The following is a 16,408-nucleotide window of genomic DNA, read 5'->3' as shown; positions in this document are numbered from 1 at the left end:
CCCGAAAATCGGAGCGCGGCAGCGATAGAGCGCATCTGACAAAAAGTAAGCGAGGATTGAGCGTGAACGAAGATCTGACAGCCGAAGAAAAAAGAGCCACTCCAAAACGGGGACGAGTCTGGAAATGGGTAGCTGGAGTGACCGGTGGCCTTTTTTTGCTGTTGGTGCTCGCGTTCATCTATGTTGCGAAACATCTGGAGCCGATCCTGCGCAAACGCGTTGTGGACACGCTTTCGGCGCGCTTTCACTCTCCGGTGGAGTTGGATGAGCTGCACATCGGTGCCTCCAAAGGCTTCGGCGTGACCGGTTCCGGTCTGCGCGTGATGTACATCGTGAATACCAACGACCAGGGTAAACAGCGTGTTCTGCCCATGCTGGAGGTGCAGGAGTTCGAGTTCCACACCAGCTACAAGGCGTTTCTGCGGCAACCTATGCGGATAGGAAACGTCATAGTGCGTGGCGTGCGTCTGCATCTTCCCCCGGGCACGCAACGCGCTGGCCCACTGCTCAAGCAGGGCAACGACAAGCGCAAAGAAACGAATGAGGCTCCAAAGGAATCCGTCTTTGTCGACCGAATCTTTGTCCACGACGCTGTTGTGGTGATGGAGACCGACAAGCCTGGAAAACTTCCGCTGGAGTTTGATGTGCAACGTGTTGTGCTGACCGAATACGCGCGCACGCAGCCGTTCAGATACGAAGCCACGCTGGTCAATCCGAAGCCGGTGGGAGATATCCACGCCGTCGGGCACTTTGGCCCGTGGAACGCGGACGATCCGCGCCAGACGCCGCTGGACGGAGACTACAGCTTCGACCACGCCGACATGAACACGATCAAAGGCCTCGGCGGCACGCTCTCCGCGAAGGGGAAGTTTGGCGGCGTGCTGGAGGGGATTACCACGGATGGCGAAGCGGATGTTCCTGATTTTTCGTTGGATGTTAGCAATCATCCGGTGCCTCTGCATACGAAGTATCACGCGATCGTCGACGGAACCAGCGGCGATGTTCTGCTGCAGCCAGTAGAGGCGTGGATGCTCCATTCGCACTTCTTCGCCACCGGCCATATCGTGCGCGTGAAGAATGATGACGGAAAGTCGATCGGCCACGACATCTACCTGGACGTGGATATGCCGCAGGCGCGGATCGAAGACATGCTGCAACTTTCCGTGAAGACATCTCCGGCATTGATGACAGGCGCGCTTTCCATGAAGACGAACCTGCATATTCCGCCGGGCCAGGTGCCTGTGTCGAAGAAGGTGGAGTTGCATAACGGACGCTTCACCATCCGCGGTGCAAAGTTCTCCAGCGACAAGATCCAGAGCAAGATCGACATGATGAGTGAGCGCGCGCAGGGAAATCCGAAAAAGGCGAACAAAGAAGATGCAAGCGCGGTCAGTTCGACCATGAACGGACGCTTCAACCTGCAGAAATCGAACATCTCCATCAAAGACCTCCTGTACGTCATGCCCGGTGCCCAGGTGGTGGCAGACGGAGACTATTCGCTCGACGGGCAGCACTTCGACTTCCACGGCAAGGTACGGACAAAGGCCAAGCTGAGCCAGATGACGACGAGTTGGAAGAGTTTTCTTCTGAAGGCGGTTGATCCCTTCTTCCAGAAGAACAACGCCGGCGCGGAGATCCCCTTCAAGATCACAGGAACGAAGGACGAACCGCATTTTGGTCTGGATCTGAAGCAGAAGGATGAAGACAAGAAAGACACCACGAAGATGGCGGCACCGAAGTAGATTCTTTGCGGTGCCAGCATGCAAGGGATAAGTTGGGAGTATGTACAGGTCCCTGAAGTTGGTTGTGTCTCCGTATTTGCTCTTCGCTTCTCTGTGTTTGCTCCTCGCTCTTTCTGCTCCCGCGCAGCAATTGGCCCATCCGGGCTGGCGCGGCAACGGCATGACGAGCGAGCCATGGTGGAAGACGGCGGTGATCTACGAGATTTACCCGCGCAGCTTCCAGGACTCGAACGGCGACGGCGTCGGAGATCTGAAGGGCATCACGCAGCGATTCGATTACCTGCGCACGCTGGGTGTGGACGCGATCTGGCTCACACCGATCTACCCCTCGCCGCAAAAGGACTTCGGCTACGACATCTCCGATTACACGGCTATCGATCCGCAGTACGGCACGATGGAAGACTTCGACAACCTGGTGCAGGAAGCCAGCCGTCGCGGCATCCGCGTTCTGATGGACCTTGTGCTGAATCACACTAGCGACCAGCATCCGTGGTTTGTGGAGTCGCGTAGCTCGAAGACAAATCCAAAGCGCGATTGGTTTATCTGGCGTGACGGCAAGGCCGTTGACGGACAGGCTCTGCCTGCTCCACCGAACAACTGGGTGAACCGCATCGCGCAATCGGCTTGGGAGTACGACGCGAAGACGGGCCAGTTCTACTACCACTACTTTGCGATCGAGCAACCCGACCTGAACTGGCGCAACCCGGCCGTGAAGAAGGCGATGTTCGATGCAGCGCGATTCTGGTTGAACAAAGGCGTCGCCGGTTTCCGCCTCGACGCGGTCAATACCCTTTTTGAAGATCCAACTCTGCGCGATTCTCCATCAGTGCCGGGTGCGAATGAGTATGGCGAACCGGGCACGTCGATGGAGTACCAGCGCAATCTCCCCGAGGTCCACGATGTGATGCGCGATCTGCGTCGTGTGACCGACAGCTATGCGGGACAGCGCGTTCTGGTGGGCGAGATCTATACCGGTACGACGGCGGAGATGGCTGCATGGTTCGGTGCGAAGCATGACGAGTTGCAGATGCCAATGGACACCAGCCTCGGGTTCCTGAACAAGTTGGATGCTGCAGCCTTTCGCGCCAAGCTGACGGAAGCAGAGACGCAGCTCGGCGGCAATGTACCGCTGTTGGTCTTCGACAATCACGACCGGCCAAGAAGCTGGGACCGCTACGGCGACGGCGCGCACAACGCCGAAATCGCGAAGGTGCTGGCGACGATTCTTCTGACTTCTCACTCCTCAGCGCTGGTCTATCAGGGTGAAGAGATCGGCATGCAGACGACCACACCGATGAAGAAAGAAGACGTGCGCGATCCGCGCGGCATCGCCGGTTGGCCAAAAGAAAAGGGACGCGACGGCGAGCGCACACCGATGCAGTGGGACGACACGGCGCACGCAGGATTCACCACTGGCGAGCCGTGGCTGCCGATCCCTGCGAACTTCGTCACGGTCAATGTCGCTGCAGAGAAGGACCATTCGATCCTGCAGTGGTATCGCGAACTCATCGCGCTGCGGCGGGCAAATCCAGCACTGCATACGGGAGAGCAGATCATGATCGATCAGGATGCGGACAACGCGCTGGTCTGGGTTCGTCGTGTTCGTGACACGGCGCCGGTTGTCATTGCCTGCAACCTTTCGGCGAAGCCTGTGACGCTGCATCTGCGTGCGCAGGTGAACAAGCTTGGCATACGCGGGAGCTTTCTGCGCGGCATGATGCGGACCGACGGCGGCATGGGCGGCATGAGTCTCGATGCCGTCACGCTGCCAGCCTTCGGAGTGTTCATCGGCGAAGCCAAGTTTTAGCGCAGCGTCTTCGCGATATCCGGCCCCAGTTCCTCCTGCGCACTGGGTGCTGGCGTATCCGGGATGGGCGTGAAGGTCTCTCCGGGGCAGCAGTCCGCGTCCTGCGCAAGGATGCCTTCGCGAAGCATGCGGAAGGCGTCTTCCGGAGTGTCCGCAAAGCGGAAGAGCTCTTTGTCCTTCACCGCAATCGCACCTTTATCGGCAAGAGCGTCCAGGTTGATGACGGACTTCCAGTACTCCGAACCGTAAATGACGATGGTCATCTTCTTGGCGAGCTTGTGCGTCTGTGCCAGCGTCAAGAGTTCGAACATCTCGTCCAGCGTGCCGAAGCCACCAGGGAAGACCACGAGCGCCTTCGCGAGATAAGCAAACCAGAACTTGCGCATGAAGAAGTAGTGGAACTCGAAGTTCAGCGCGGGTGTGATGTAAGGATTCGGTCGCTGCTCAAACGGCAGCTTGATGTTCAGACCGATGGTCTTTCCGCCTGCTTCATACGCACCGCGATTGGCGGCTTCCATAATTCCCGGGCCCCCGCCCGAGGTAACGACGTAGCGATGACGTTTACCCGGAAGCTTGCGTGCGAACTCGGTCCAGAGATGGGCAAGCTGACGAGCATCCTCGTAGTAGTGGGCCATCTCGACATTTGCTACCGCAGCTTTATGTTGAGCGTCGGCCTCCGTGCTTGTTTCGACGGATCCGGTGTTCTCCAGTAACAGCATCTTCTGGTGAGCATCGTCGAGCGCGTCGAAGCGCGCGGAGCCGAAGAAAACGACGGTGTCCTGGATTCGCTCGCGGCGAAAGCGGGCCATGGGCTCGGTATACTCCGCCATAATGCGGAGAATGCGTGCGTCGGGGGAGTTTAGAAAGTCGGAGTTTTCGTAGGCGAGGGATGCGGAGTCGAGTGGCGTCGGATCGTCAAAAGGCATGATGCGTTTGATGCTACGCCCGCTGTAACTAGCCGCGATAATCTCGGTACTGCACCAGTTCCGAGATGCCGATCCAGACATCGATGATGCCCAGGCCGCTGAGCAGCCCTTTGACCGCCCCGCTATGCAGCAGAGCTGCAAGCTGCGGATGGGAAAGAAGATAGGGATTGTGGTCCCACATCTCCTTCCACCACGGAAGGATGGTGAGCAGGCCGCCCAGATAGATGCAGAAGATCACAAGGATAAAGAGCGAGAGGCGCTGTAGCCAGATGGGCGCAGGTACGGCATGCGTCGTGGTTACGGGAGCGGTCTGGGGAGGTATCTGCGCCATTGTCTGTTTCGCCGTTGCCTGTTCTTCGTGCTCTGTATGACGGTAGCAGAGGGGTTTGTGAATTGTCGCCCAAACGGAAGATGCCGGACGTCATCGCCCGGCATCTCCGTTGGTACTTTCTGTTTCTATGCGTCGACGGTCTGGTTGCGGCGCGGTCGACGGTTGGCCTGGAGCACCTTCTTGCGCATGCGAAGCGACTTTGGCGTCACTTCAACAAGTTCGTCTTCTGCGATGAACTCGATGCATTGTTCCAGGGTGAGCTGCTTGTAGGGAACGAGGCGAAGCGCATCGTCCGCGGAAGAAGCACGCATGTTCGTGAGCTTCTTTTCGCGTACCGCGTTCACATCGAGATCGTTGTCGCGCGAATGCTCGCCCACGATCATGCCCTCGTAAACTTCCACGCCTTCACCCATGAAGAGCACGCCGCGGTCCTGCAGACCGTTGAGCGCATAGGTGGTGGTGGTGCCGGTACGGTCAGAGATCAGAGCGCCCGAAGGACGCTGCGGAATCTCTCCCTGGTAGGCGATGTAGCCATCGAAGAGCGAGTTCATTACGATCGTGCCGCGCGTTTCGGTCAACATCTCCGAACGCAGGCCGATCAGGCCGCGCGACGGTACCTTGAATTCCATGCGGGTACGGGCAGCGCCGTGCATCTTGACCATTTCGCCCTTGCGCGGTCCAAGCTTCTGGATGACGGTCCCGGCAAACTCTTCCGGAACGTCGATGGTCACGTACTCCACCGGCTCCATCAGTTCGCCGTTGATGCGCTTGGTCACGATCTCAGGACGTCCGACCATGAGCTCGAAGCTCTCGCGGCGCATCATTTCGATCAGAACGGCAAGCTGAAGTTCACCACGGCCCAGAACCTTGAAGGTATCGGGTGAGCCGGTGTCTTCCACGCGAATGGAGACGTTGGTGAGAAGCTCGCGGTCGAGACGCTCGCGGATATTACGGCTGGTGACGTACTGCCCTTCGCGACCGGCGAAGGGCGAGTTGTTGACCGAGAACTGAATGGCGATCGTCGGCTCATCGATGTTGATCTGCGGTAGGGGCGAAGGATCCACAAGGGAGCAAAGGCTCTCACCGATCGTCAGACCGGGGATACCGGCGACGGCGATGATGTCGCCCGTGGTGGTCTCTTCAATGTCCGTACGCTTCAGGCCGGAGAAGGAGAAGAGCTTGCTGACCTTTACCTGCTGCATCGTGCCGTCGAGCTTTGCCACGTTGACCGTGTCTCCGTTACGCAGCGTGCCGTTGAAGACGCGTGCAATACCCAGGCGGCCGAGGTAGTCGGAGTAATCCAGGTTCGTGACCAGGATCTGCAGTGTGCCTTCGGGATCGCCCTTGGCAGGCTGGATCGTGCTGACGATGGTCTCGAAGAGGGGACCGAGATCTGTGCCGGGCTTAGCGAGATCCATGGTGGCCGTACCGGCCTTACCGTTGGTGTAAACGACGGGAAAGTCGAGCTGGTCTTCGCGGGCGTCGAGGTCGATGAAGAGGTCATAAACCTCGTTCAGGACTTCCTGGGGACGCGCGTCAGGGCGATCGATCTTGTTGACGACGAGAATCGGTGTCAGACCGGCTTCGAGGGCTTTCATCAGAACGTAACGCGTTTGGGGAAGGGGACCTTCCGAGGCATCCACAAGAAGGACGACGCCGTCGACCATCTTCAGTGCGCGTTCTACTTCTCCGCCAAAGTCGGCGTGGCCCGGTGTGTCCACGATGTTGATCTTGCCGTCGCCATACTCAACGGCGGTGTTCTTGGCCAGAATGGTGATACCGCGCTCGCGTTCGAGATCGTTCGAGTCCATGACGCGGTCGGCCACGGCTTCGTTGGCGCGGAAGGTGCCGCTTTGGCGAAGCATGGCATCCACAAGCGTGGTTTTGCCGTGATCGACGTGGGCAATGATGGCGATGTTGCGAATCGTCTGGGCGGTCTTCGAGGTACTCACTGGCTTGGTTTTTCCTGTTCTGAAGGTTGCGAATGTGTTTGCGGGTTCACGGGCGCGCCGGACGGCGTTCAGCCCATCCTTTCTATTCTACGCTGTCCGGTGCATTCTGCCCGATTTAGGCTAAATCGCGACGCAGGTCGTCGGCAGATAAAGCTGGAACGTGGTCCCGCGACGGGAACCAGAGGCCGAGGAGTGGATCGCGAGACGTCCACCGTGTTTATCGATGATCTCTTTTGAGATCCACATACCCAGACCTGTTCCACTGGCGCCCTTGGTCGTATAAAACGCCTCAAAGAGGCGCTGCATCGTCTCCGGGCTCATGCCAATGCCACTATCGGAGAAGGTGATCCTCATAGAGTGTTGACCGGTGAGGTGATCGACCAGGTTGGCGCTCCGGACGTGGAGCGTTCCGCCAGAGCGCATGGCGTCTATGGCATTTCCAATCAGATTATTGATGACCTGGCGCATATCGCCTTCCATGCATGGGAACGCGTCCTTGGAACGGTAGCTGCGTTTGATCCGAATGCTGGAGTTTGTCAAACGCCCTGCATAAAGGGCCAGAACCGGTTCGATCAGGTCAGAGGCGGTGAGATGGGTAGGCTTACCCGGCCGGCGATGGAAGCGCAACGTCTGGGTAGCGATCTGCGAAACGCGGGCGACCTCGCGTTCGGCGGTTTCTAGGTAACTGTTGCGTTTTTCGCTATTTTCCTCGTGCCGAGCTAGATAGAGCAGATTTGTGATGGCCTCAAGCGGGTTATTGATCTCATGCGAAATCGAAGAGGCAAGACGACCGACTGCGGCGAGCTTTTCATTCTGGCGAAGGGCCGACTCTGCGCGTTTTTGTGCCGTGATCTCCAGCGAAGCGGCGGTAATGCCCTGGACCTCTCCCTGCGGGGAGAAGACGGGAAAGTAGTTCACCGTCCAGGCGCGCTTTTCTCCAGGACGTTCCGGCAACTCACCTTCAAGAAGCTGGTTTACGACCGGTTGACCTGAAGCAACCTGCTCAAACATCTCGCGGAGGCCTTGGATGGGAGCAATCTCCGTAACGGAGTGACCCAGAATCTCCTCTTTGGGCTTACCGACGATCTCAGCTTGAGCATCGTTGAGACGGAGATAGCGGAAATCCTTCGGGTCGAAATAGGCAAGGCCGATGGGCGCTGTGCGATAGAGCACTTCCATTTCGGCGTACTGCTTTTCCAGCAACGCGCGGCTCTCGGCGAGCTGTTCTTCCGTCCGCCGCAGTTGCGAGAGATCGGTAACGAACGCGGCGAAATCCCGGCCGCCTTCCAAATTGGGAATCAGTGCGGCCCCAATCAGAATGGGAATGCGATGACCGTCGCGCGCGATGTACTCCTTGTAGTACGCCGGGCAGGAGCCTGTGGCGAGAAGCGTTTCGATGGCCTTACGGTCAACTTCTTCGAACTCGGGTGGCGTGATCGTCCGCCAAGTAAATGCGGGGTTGTCGATCTCTTCCTGGGCGTATCCCAAAAGACTGAGAAGGGGCGGGTTGACGTAGCCTACGCTCCCGTCCAGACCACCGATGAGGATTCCAAAAGGGTTAGCGCGAAGAAGCTGTCGTGAGCGCTCATCGGAAACGGCGACAGACTTGTCGCGGGCCTCGATCGCATGGTGCGCGTGCTCCAGTTGCGTGAGGGCGCGCGTCTCGCTGGCGACGGCCTCGGCGAGCTTTTCCCGCAGCGCTGCATCGGTTGCGCTGGACGATCTTCGGTCCGGATTGGGGATCATCGACATCTATTAGCAATGGATGGCTTTATCTTGTCCGGGGGATGGCTTGCGGCGCGAAGTTGCATGGAGAAGTACCCTTCCGGTTACAGGCAGGGTCGTATCCGATAGACTGGGAGTCGTATGTCCTCTGGAACCGTTACCCTTCCGCCCGCGCGCCGCGCGCTTCCTTTGAAGCGACGCCTCAAGGCCGCTACGCGACGTTTGCGCGAACTCGGATCGATTGCCTCGGCTGTTTTGTCGACCGGGCATCCTTATATGGCGCACATCGTGCCCATGCGCCGGTGCAATCTGGCCTGCACCTATTGCAATGAGTACGACGATCACTCCGATCCCACTCCGATTGAGGAGATGGAGCGCCGGATCGACCACCTTGGTCGTCTGGGGACGAGCGTGATCACCATCTCCGGTGGCGAACCTCTTCTGCATCCCGACCTCGACCGCGTGATTGCACGGATCCGCAAGACGGGTGCGATCGCGGGCATGATTACCAACGGTTACCTGCTGAACAAGGACCGGATCGAACGGCTGAACAAGGCCGGTCTCGACCACATGCAGATCTCGATCGACAACGTCATGCCAGATGACGTCAGCAAGAAGAGCCTCAAGGTATTGGACCAGCGCCTCATCTGGCTGGCGCAGCACGCGGACTTCCACGTGAACATTAACTCCGTGGTGGGCGGCGGTATCCCGAACCCTCAAGATGCATACGTCGTTTCCATGCGCGCTCTGGAGCTGGGCTTCTCCTCGACCATTGGCATCATTCACGATGGTTCCGGACAGCTTCGTCCCCTTGGTGGCGAAGAACGCAACGTGTGGGAGAAGGTGCGGAACCTGACACGCCGCTCGTACTCGCGCTTCAATGGATTTCAGGAGCAGATTGCCAACGGTATGCCGAACGACTGGCGTTGCCGTGCAGGCGGTCGCTATCTTTATGTCTGTGAAGACGGTCTGGTGCACTACTGTTCGCAGCAGCGCGGATATCCCGGAACGCCCTTGGCGGAGTACAAGACCGAGGACGTAAAGCGGGAGTTTCTGACCGAAAAGAGCTGCGCACCGAACTGCACCATCAGTTGCGTGCATCAGGTCAGCTACATCGACCACTGGCGCGCGCCACAGACGAGCCAGATCACGCCGCCACGCGCCGAAAATGGGCATGGCGAACTGGTACAGATCACCTAATTAAGTAACTACAGCGGGACGTTGCTTGTTGCCTTCTCAGGAGTTTCGGTCGTTGCGGACGGAACGCTCACAGGGCCATCGGGCAGCGTCTTCAGTGTCTGCAGATTGGCCTGCACCTTCGCCCAGTCCTTGGGCTTCTTTTCGAGGGTGTTCTTCGAAGCATCGGGGCCGACGTAATAATTCAGCAGATGTTGATGAAGCTCCGCGGGCAGACCGGCCTTATCTTCCCGGACGATGCGCGCGAGAAGGTCGGCGTGTGCCTTGTCGGAGAGCTCATATTCCCCGGGAGCGATCGGTTTTCCCGTGTCGAGGTCGATGGGCGGAAGGTCGAGAGGCATCCTCGCGGCGTTCAACGCCTCGACGTGCCCAACGGAAGCGGGATCTGTACCCTGGGCGGCATCTGCGTCTGGATGCAGGCCATCGCTCGAAGCATCTGGAATTGCCTGCGCGACGGAGCTTCCCTTGAGGAGATCGATCTGCGCCTGGTATCGGTCCACAGTCTCGTTGACGCTATGGATATAGATGGTCTGTTCATCGCCGTTCGGCAATTGCAGCTTGAGTGCCTTCAGTGGTCCGATCTTGGGAAGAATCGTGATCAGGATCGCAAGAAGATGCGACCCAAAACCGGGTTTCTGGTAGGTCTTGCCCCAGTTCTTCTCGTACGTCGTGCGGTTCATGCGATAGCGGAACTTCTTCACGTCGAAGCCGGGCGTCGCATGTTCAATCTGGTCGTGGTAGGTCAGCAGGGCCACCTTGGTCATCTTGGGGATGAGGGTGGAAACCGCCCAGCGCGCCGTTCCGATGCTGCGATCTTCGTTGGTGAGCAGGTCGGTAAGCTTGAGGCCGTAGGTCTCTTCAAAGGCGCGGTTTAGAAGCGGCTTGGCCACCTCGAAGCCGATAAAGGTGCGGTAATCCTCCTGCGCGTACTTGCCGCGAGCGACGCCGACGACATCAAAGCCGAACTCTGTACGGAGATGGGCTGTCTTGTCCTGCTCGTAGGTCACGATCGGGCCGTACTTCTTGCGCAGCTTGGGGAACTCCATCGCTGTGACCTGATTCACATAGGGATGTCCGATGGAGTCGGCCGTGTAGTGCGCGAGGGCACCGAGGGCAAAGGCCAGTTCGTCGGGCGTGGAGGCGTCCCGGAGAAGGGCTTCCACGAAGTCGCCGGTACGAACGTAATGCAGAAGATCGGAAAAGGCCTTGCTGCTCTTCGGGTAGTAGCCGAGGTCCTGGATGATGCAGCCGCCGTAGGCATAGGCGTGGGCCTCTTTAATCTGTTCCGGCGTAATTCCCGGGAAGCGGGCCTTCAGCAGCGGAACCGAGTGCTGAGTCCAGGCCATGTCGACGATTTCTTCATGCGTCAGGACGGAGTAGGCGCCGAGAGGTGCGACGCTGCATAAAAGTACGCAAAGACAAAAAATCGATCGCCGGAAACGGAGATGCATCACGAGAGGGATTACCTTTTCCACAAATGGTTGGCTCTTGGAACAGACGGCGTTGGTCTGGGGATGGTTGTGTTCGCGACAATTCGGTTCCTTAAACATTCATCGGATGGTGCGATCCACCATCCGATGAAATAAACCTTTTGGGGTTCCTTTATTCCCGTCGTATCTGCTGGCTACTTGTGAGCAGGATGTGTTGCCGTGGCGGCGGGTGCTTTGGTCTGGGCAAGGGCGGCTTCAATCGCACCAAAGATCGCGTTCGGATCGGAGGTGCCGGTCTCATTGCCTGAGATGATCTGGTATTTGTCCTTGGTTACGACCACGATGGTCGGGGTTCGTGTGACATTGAGCTTCTCGCCCAGGGCGTAGTCGGCATGCACCTTCGCGGCCAGGGTACCGTTCGGGTCCACTTGGAAGGGAAGGGCCACCTTACGGTCCGAGGTGAACTTCTGGGTGGCGCGGAGAAGGTCGTCTTTGCTGGCGATCGACTGCTGCGCGGCGAAGATGGAAGCGCGGTACTCATCGGCCACCTTGGGGCTGACCTTTTCCTGCATCCAGCGGGCGTAAATGGCCGCATCCATGCTCCAGACGTGCATTTTGAGGGGAAAATCGTAGCGGACGAGGGGCACATGGTACTGCTCGACGGCGCGATGCACGAGAGGCGCAGCGGCGGCGCAGGCGGGGCATTCCAGGTCTTCGAACTCGACCACGGCGACGCGGGCTCCCGCCGGAGGCTTCAGCATGGACGTATCGCGGAACTGGCTGGACACAGGCGGGGCACTGAACTGGGCGTGCGCGGCAGGAGAGAGGGCCGCAGCGGCGACGACCGCGGCTGCAAGGAAAGTAGGAAAGGTCTTCATCTGTCTCCGTGGTGACGAGTTGTATCTCATTTATTCTAGACGTTCTGGCGGAAGGATCGTTTCGTAAACCAGTGGACGGAAGTCAGGAAACTTTCGCAACCGTAGACGCGTGACCGCAATCTAAATAACTGTGTCTTCGCGTCTGTCTCAGGACGAAGAGGCTACCCTCTTCCAACTGCAGGCCAAATTAAGGATGGATTCCCCGGTTTGACCCGATTTCGACTCAATCAACTCCTGGTCGTGGCAACGGTCCTCTCCCTTGGAGCAGTGGCGGTTGCCGAGGACGCCGATGTACTCCCGCAGGGCCCACAGCCCCAGAACGTGGTCAGCGCTCCTGCTCCGCTGGTCGCCTCTCTCTCCATCCCGTCGAAGATCGAGGGTGTCGAGATCGCCCATTCCACGGGCGCAGCGCTGCCGCTGTCGCTCGATCAGGCCATTGACCTCGCCCTAAAGCGGAGCTTGTCTGTCGCTTTGAATCAGCAGAACGAGCGGCAGATTGGTGGTTTACAGCTCACCGTTCTGAACGCGTTGATTCCTTCGCTCTCCTTTTCCGCGCAGACCTCGACGCAAGAGGTGAACCTGGCGGCGATGGGTTTCAAACCGGCAACGGTTGCTGCTTTTCTTCCTGCAGGAACTACTTTCGACACCATCGTGAAGTACGACACGACGAGCGCCCAGGTCAATCTGGCGCAGCAGCTCTTCAACCTTCCTGCCTACGAGGCGTATAAGGCGTCGAAAGAAACAGCCCGTGCGATTGTCTTCAACTCTCTGCTTAACCGTGGAGACGTGGTCCAAGGCGTAGCTACCCAGTATCTGATGGTGCTTTCGGACGTAGACGCGATTCGCAACGCGCAATCGCAACTGATTTCGGACACAGAGCTTGTGCGCCAGTCCGCAGCTCGCCACGATGCCGGTGTGGGAACGAACCTCGATCTTCTGCGCGCGCGTGTAGAGATGCAGCAGCGCGAACGCGATCTGATCGTCGCGCAGAACAACTTCGCCAAGGACAAGATTCAGCTCAACCGCCTGATGGGCATCGCTGCCGACCAGGAGCTGGAACTTACAGACCCCATGCCGTATAACGCGCTGGAGCAGCTTCCTCTGGAAGACGCAAAGCGTCTGGCCTACACGCGGCGCAAGGATCTTCTCAGCCTGCAGGCTCAATTGCAATCTTCGGTCTTACAACGCAAGGCTATCCGCTACGAGCGCCTGCCTGTCGTCTCCGTGAACGGCTATTACGGTGTTATTGGACAGACAACCGGTCTTTACCACGGTAACTTTACCGCACAGGGTGGTCTGAACTTTCCTATCTTTGAAGAAGCGCGTATTCGCGGCGATGCAGAGATTGCAGAAGCCGATCTCCGCAAACTTCGCGCCCAGATCGGCAGTCTTCGGATCGACATTGAACAACAGATCCGTTCCTCAAAGCTGGATGTCGATTCGTCCGCCGAGTTGGTGCAGGTGACGCGGTCCAATGTGGCCCTGGCCATCGAGGCGCTGGACCAGAGTTCGCAGAGATATCGCGCAGGCGTGGACGACACGCTTCCCGTGGTGCAGGCACAGGCGACGCTGGCCGATGCGCAGCAGCGCCAGACCGCCGCGGTCTTCCGCTTCAACCAGGCCAAGATTAATCTCGCGCGCGCGACCGGCGTCGTGGAAACCCAGTACCAAAATTATTTGGGCAAGTAGAGACGGCGTCGCTTCCTTCGCTCCAACTGTGAAACCATAGAGCGAGATGCCGCCTCCGAGTAAAAGCTCAACAAAACCCAACGTATTCCGATCACCAGATTTCACCCGTTACCAGCTCGCGCGCCTGCTGGTCATCCTCGGCGCTGAGGCGCAGTCGGTTGCGGTAGCGTGGCAGGTTTACCAGATCACGCACTCTGCGCTGTTTCTGGGATACACCGGCCTCGCACTCTTTCTCCCCGGAATCTTCTTCGTTCTACCCGCCGGCCACGCCGCGGATCGCTATAACCGCAAGCACATCATCCTGATCTGCTACGCCGTCCAGGCTGTGGCGACCGCTCTACTTTTCTGGATGTCGTATCAGCAGACGCGTAATATCGCGGCCCTCTTCGCCATTCTCTTTGTCATCGGGGCTGGACGCGCCTTCTCCGGTCCGGCATCGTCGGCGATCCTTCCCTCACTCGTGGGCGAAGGACAATTTGTGAAGGCGGTCACATGGGGCTCGGCCGTCTTTCAAGTCGCAAACATTCTGGGGCCCGCTGTCGGCGGTGTCATGTTTACTCTCTCCCTGCCCGGCGTCTTCTCCCGGCTGGATGGCGGCCCCATCGTCTATCTCTTCACCATCCTGATGCTGGTGACTTTTATCGTTTTGGTCTCGACGATTCATCCCCGGCGCGAGGTCTCGGAGAAGGGGAAATTCTCTATCGAGAACATCCTTGCCGGCATGTCCTACGTCTTCAAGACGAAGGTCCTGCTCGGATCGATCTCCCTGGACCTCTTCGCCGTCCTTCTGGGCGGAGCGACTTCGCTCATGCCGATCTTTGCGCAGGACATCCTGCACGCTGGGCCGCGCGGTCTGGGTCTGTTGCGCGGCATGCCCGCAATCGGCGCTCTCTTGATGTCGCTGACCTTGAGCTTCTTTCCCATACGCCGCCGCGCGGGTCTGCTGATGCTGATCGGCGTCGGTGTCTTCGGTTCGGCGACCGTGCTCTTCGGCTATTCCACGTCGATTCCAATTTCTCTCTTCGCACTCTTTTTGATCGGAGCGAGTGACAACATCTCGGTCGTGGTGCGTGCGTCCATCCTGCAACTGGCCACGCCGCCGGAGATGCGCGGACGCGTTTCTGCCATCAACTGGCTCTTCCTGGGTGCATCCAATGAGTTTGGCGAGTTTGAAAGCGGCCTGACGGCGCATTGGTTGGGTGCTGTGCGCGCCGTGGTTTTAGGTGGCTTCGGATCGCTGGCAGTCACAGGATTGTGGGCGGTCTTCTTTCCGCGTCTGCGTCTCGTCAACCAGTTGACGGCGGAGTCGCTGATGGAAGCCAACCGCGAGTACGCCTCTTCAGAACCGATCGACTAATACCTCGGAGGGACAGGGATGGAAGGCACAAAGAAATGGGTCATGCTGGGCACGCTCGTCATGGTGGTCGCGGTGTCGGCTCGTGTGGGCTGGATCTATCACGAGCGGCGTGAGGCGGAGAAGCCGGTGGAGACACCCGTCGTCCATGTAACCGATGACCAGATGGTTTGGTTGAAGAAGAAACATCAGACTTCGCTGAAGGACGCCCGCGAATTGAACGGACAGACGGTGTGGATCTCTGCTGGCGGGCAAATGACCGCGTACCCGTCGACTCCGACGCACGTGGACTATGCAGGCAAGGGAGCGCTTCTGCTCGGAGCGGAGCCGCTGCACGTCGTGAATATGATTGAGCAGGTCGCTCCGAAAGAAGGAGACCGCATCCCCAAGGGCGACCACCAGGTCGTCATGCTCTTCACACGGCCCACGGATACAAAACAACTGCTCGGCGTACCGGTAGGCTATGTCGAAGAAGGCATCTACAAGTTCTATCTCGATGAGATCTTCTTTTATGACGATCCGCACACGCTCTACAAGCACTGGCCAAAGGAAGTCTGGGCCGCAGTCGATCAGCATAAGGTCATCAAGGGGATGAACGAACTGCAGTCGCAGATTGCGCTCGGACAGGTGAGCAAGAGTGCAGGCACAACCTACGGCAATCGCACGGTGAAGTATTACAACGACGGCCATCCTGTGAATGTGACGTATGTCCATGATGCTGCGACAGAGGTCGTAGCGAAGTAATCGTCCAATTACCGCGTCCGGCCTGCTGGCCAGGCGCGGTAACGACTTTACGTCGTGACAAATTTTGCGGGAAGCTCGGCAACGCGCTCCAGATAAACGAACTGGAATTTGCCGTTTTCAACAATATCTTTTCCGTTGGACAGCGTCTTTCCGTTCACGATACCAAGCAAAGTGTTGTTATCCACTTTGCGGAAATGGTCAAACACCGGCTCTTTGTCGTAGTTAAGCATGACAGAGGGCTTTCCTCGAAACTCTGTCATCCAGAGGCTCGCCCCGCCGAACATCCCTTCGGAATAGATATGACCCTCCTGGTTATAGCAAAGGAGTGGAACAACACCCATCTGCGATACGAAATTTTTCCCGTACCACTTCATCTCGCCCATCAACTGAAAAAGCCAATGACCTGTATCGAAGCCCCCGCCTTGATATAAACCCAAACTATCTTCAATCCCTACTGAGTCGAGGGAGTCGAATAAATCCCACAGCTTCATGTCGTTCGAAAACTTATGTTCTTTCTTCAATTGCTGAAACGTTGTGACGTTGCTCATCTCATTCATCTTCTTTCAGTGATTTGGAGCGCAGAAAAACTTGATCGTTACACTGCACTGGAATCAAGATAGGAGATCGAACCAA

The 16,408-nt window shown here is 58.0% G+C and carries 13 protein-coding genes; 6 read left to right on the top strand and 7 right to left on the bottom strand.

Going from position 1 to position 16,408, the window contains the following annotated elements:
- The first annotated feature begins 62 nt into the window (after positions 1 to 62).
- Entirely contained in the window at positions 63 to 1,742 is a 1,680-nt protein-coding gene (locus ACIPR4_RS16630) for a hypothetical protein (RefSeq protein WP_013569831.1), read from the top strand.
- Positions 1,743 to 1,782: 40 nt separating this feature from the next.
- Entirely contained in the window at positions 1,783 to 3,549 is a 1,767-nt protein-coding gene (locus ACIPR4_RS16625; protein WP_013569830.1) for an alpha-glucosidase, read from the top strand.
- Here ACIPR4_RS16625 and ACIPR4_RS16620 read toward each other — a convergent pair.
- The 4 genes from ACIPR4_RS16620 to ACIPR4_RS21845 all read right to left on the bottom strand — a co-directional run bounded on the left by ACIPR4_RS16620 (position 3,546) and on the right by ACIPR4_RS21845 (position 8,504).
- Complete coding sequence (locus tag ACIPR4_RS16620) at positions 3,546 to 4,475, bottom strand: LOG family protein (protein ID WP_013569829.1); 930 nt, start codon at positions 4,473 to 4,475, stop codon at positions 3,546 to 3,548. The genes ACIPR4_RS16625 and ACIPR4_RS16620 overlap by 4 nt on opposite strands.
- A gap of 28 nt (positions 4,476 to 4,503) precedes the next feature.
- Complete coding sequence (locus ACIPR4_RS16615; protein WP_013569828.1) at positions 4,504 to 4,806, bottom strand: hypothetical protein; 303 nt, start codon at positions 4,804 to 4,806, stop codon at positions 4,504 to 4,506.
- Between the two features lie 125 nt (positions 4,807 to 4,931).
- Complete coding sequence (gene typA / locus ACIPR4_RS16610) at positions 4,932 to 6,758, bottom strand: translational GTPase TypA (protein ID WP_013569827.1); 1,827 nt, start codon at positions 6,756 to 6,758, stop codon at positions 4,932 to 4,934.
- Positions 6,759 to 6,878: 120 nt separating this feature from the next.
- Entirely contained in the window at positions 6,879 to 8,504 is a 1,626-nt protein-coding gene (locus ACIPR4_RS21845) for a PAS domain-containing sensor histidine kinase (protein ID WP_013569826.1), read from the bottom strand.
- Positions 8,505 to 8,624: 120 nt separating this feature from the next.
- Between ACIPR4_RS21845 and ACIPR4_RS16600 the strand changes: the two genes are divergently transcribed.
- A complete protein-coding gene (locus ACIPR4_RS16600) occupies positions 8,625 to 9,683 on the top strand; it encodes a radical SAM protein (protein ID WP_013569825.1) in 1,059 nt (352 codons plus the stop codon).
- A gap of 8 nt (positions 9,684 to 9,691) precedes the next feature.
- Here ACIPR4_RS16600 and ACIPR4_RS21840 read toward each other — a convergent pair whose 3' ends face one another.
- The gene (locus ACIPR4_RS21840; RefSeq protein ID WP_144312464.1) at positions 9,692 to 11,131 is read right to left on the bottom strand and encodes a zinc dependent phospholipase C family protein; all 1,440 of its coding nucleotides are present in this window, start codon (positions 11,129 to 11,131) and stop codon (positions 9,692 to 9,694) included.
- Positions 11,132 to 11,304: 173 nt separating this feature from the next.
- Complete coding sequence (locus tag ACIPR4_RS16590; RefSeq protein WP_013569823.1) at positions 11,305 to 11,988, bottom strand: DsbA family protein; 684 nt, start codon at positions 11,986 to 11,988, stop codon at positions 11,305 to 11,307.
- A gap of 207 nt (positions 11,989 to 12,195) precedes the next feature.
- Between ACIPR4_RS16590 and ACIPR4_RS16585 the strand changes: the two genes are divergently transcribed.
- From ACIPR4_RS16585 to ACIPR4_RS16575, 3 genes are read left to right on the top strand one after another with little or no spacing between them, the layout of a single operon-like run.
- Entirely contained in the window at positions 12,196 to 13,677 is a 1,482-nt protein-coding gene (locus ACIPR4_RS16585) for a TolC family protein (RefSeq protein ID WP_013569822.1), read from the top strand.
- A 46-nt stretch (positions 13,678 to 13,723) separates the two neighbouring features.
- The gene (locus ACIPR4_RS16580) at positions 13,724 to 15,034 is read left to right on the top strand and encodes an MFS transporter (RefSeq protein ID WP_013569821.1); all 1,311 of its coding nucleotides are present in this window, start codon (positions 13,724 to 13,726) and stop codon (positions 15,032 to 15,034) included.
- A gap of 18 nt (positions 15,035 to 15,052) precedes the next feature.
- Positions 15,053 to 15,775: a hypothetical protein gene (locus ACIPR4_RS16575; RefSeq protein ID WP_013569820.1), complete on the top strand. Its 723-nt coding sequence runs from the start codon at positions 15,053 to 15,055 to the stop codon at positions 15,773 to 15,775.
- 47 nt (positions 15,776 to 15,822) lie between these two features.
- Here the strand turns inward: ACIPR4_RS16575 and ACIPR4_RS16570 are convergent, their stop codons facing one another.
- Entirely contained in the window at positions 15,823 to 16,323 is a 501-nt protein-coding gene (locus tag ACIPR4_RS16570) for a GXWXG domain-containing protein (protein WP_013569819.1), read from the bottom strand.
- Positions 16,324 to 16,408: the final 85 nt, after the last annotated feature.

The sequence above is a fragment of the Terriglobus saanensis SP1PR4 genome (genome assembly GCF_000179915.2).
GTDB classification, from domain to species: domain Bacteria; phylum Acidobacteriota; class Terriglobia; order Terriglobales; family Acidobacteriaceae; genus Terriglobus; species Terriglobus saanensis.
Note: the sequence above shows the minus strand (reverse complement) of the source record. Positions and strands in the feature narration are given on the sequence as shown.

What these genes read in the sequence shown, in the direction of transcription:
- ACIPR4_RS16625 (WP_013569830.1), top strand. Translation starts at nt 1,783, where the DNA reads ATGTACAGGTCCCTGAAGTTGGTTGTGTCTCCGTATTTGCTCTTCGCT.
- ACIPR4_RS16620 (WP_013569829.1), bottom strand. Translation starts at nt 4,475, where the DNA reads ATGCCTTTTGACGATCCGACGCCACTCGACTCCGCATCCCTCGCCTAC.
- ACIPR4_RS16615 (WP_013569828.1), bottom strand. Translation starts at nt 4,806, where the DNA reads ATGGCGCAGATACCTCCCCAGACCGCTCCCGTAACCACGACGCATGCC.
- ACIPR4_RS21845 (WP_013569826.1), bottom strand. Translation starts at nt 8,504, where the DNA reads ATGATCCCCAATCCGGACCGAAGATCGTCCAGCGCAACCGATGCAGCG.
- ACIPR4_RS16600 (WP_013569825.1), top strand. Translation starts at nt 8,625, where the DNA reads ATGTCCTCTGGAACCGTTACCCTTCCGCCCGCGCGCCGCGCGCTTCCT.
- ACIPR4_RS21840 (WP_144312464.1), bottom strand. Translation starts at nt 11,131, where the DNA reads ATGCATCTCCGTTTCCGGCGATCGATTTTTTGTCTTTGCGTACTTTTA.
- ACIPR4_RS16590 (WP_013569823.1), bottom strand. Translation starts at nt 11,988, where the DNA reads ATGAAGACCTTTCCTACTTTCCTTGCAGCCGCGGTCGTCGCCGCTGCG.
- ACIPR4_RS16580 (WP_013569821.1), top strand. Translation starts at nt 13,724, where the DNA reads ATGCCGCCTCCGAGTAAAAGCTCAACAAAACCCAACGTATTCCGATCA.
- ACIPR4_RS16575 (WP_013569820.1), top strand. Translation starts at nt 15,053, where the DNA reads ATGGAAGGCACAAAGAAATGGGTCATGCTGGGCACGCTCGTCATGGTG.
- ACIPR4_RS16570 (WP_013569819.1), bottom strand. Translation starts at nt 16,323, where the DNA reads ATGAGCAACGTCACAACGTTTCAGCAATTGAAGAAAGAACATAAGTTT.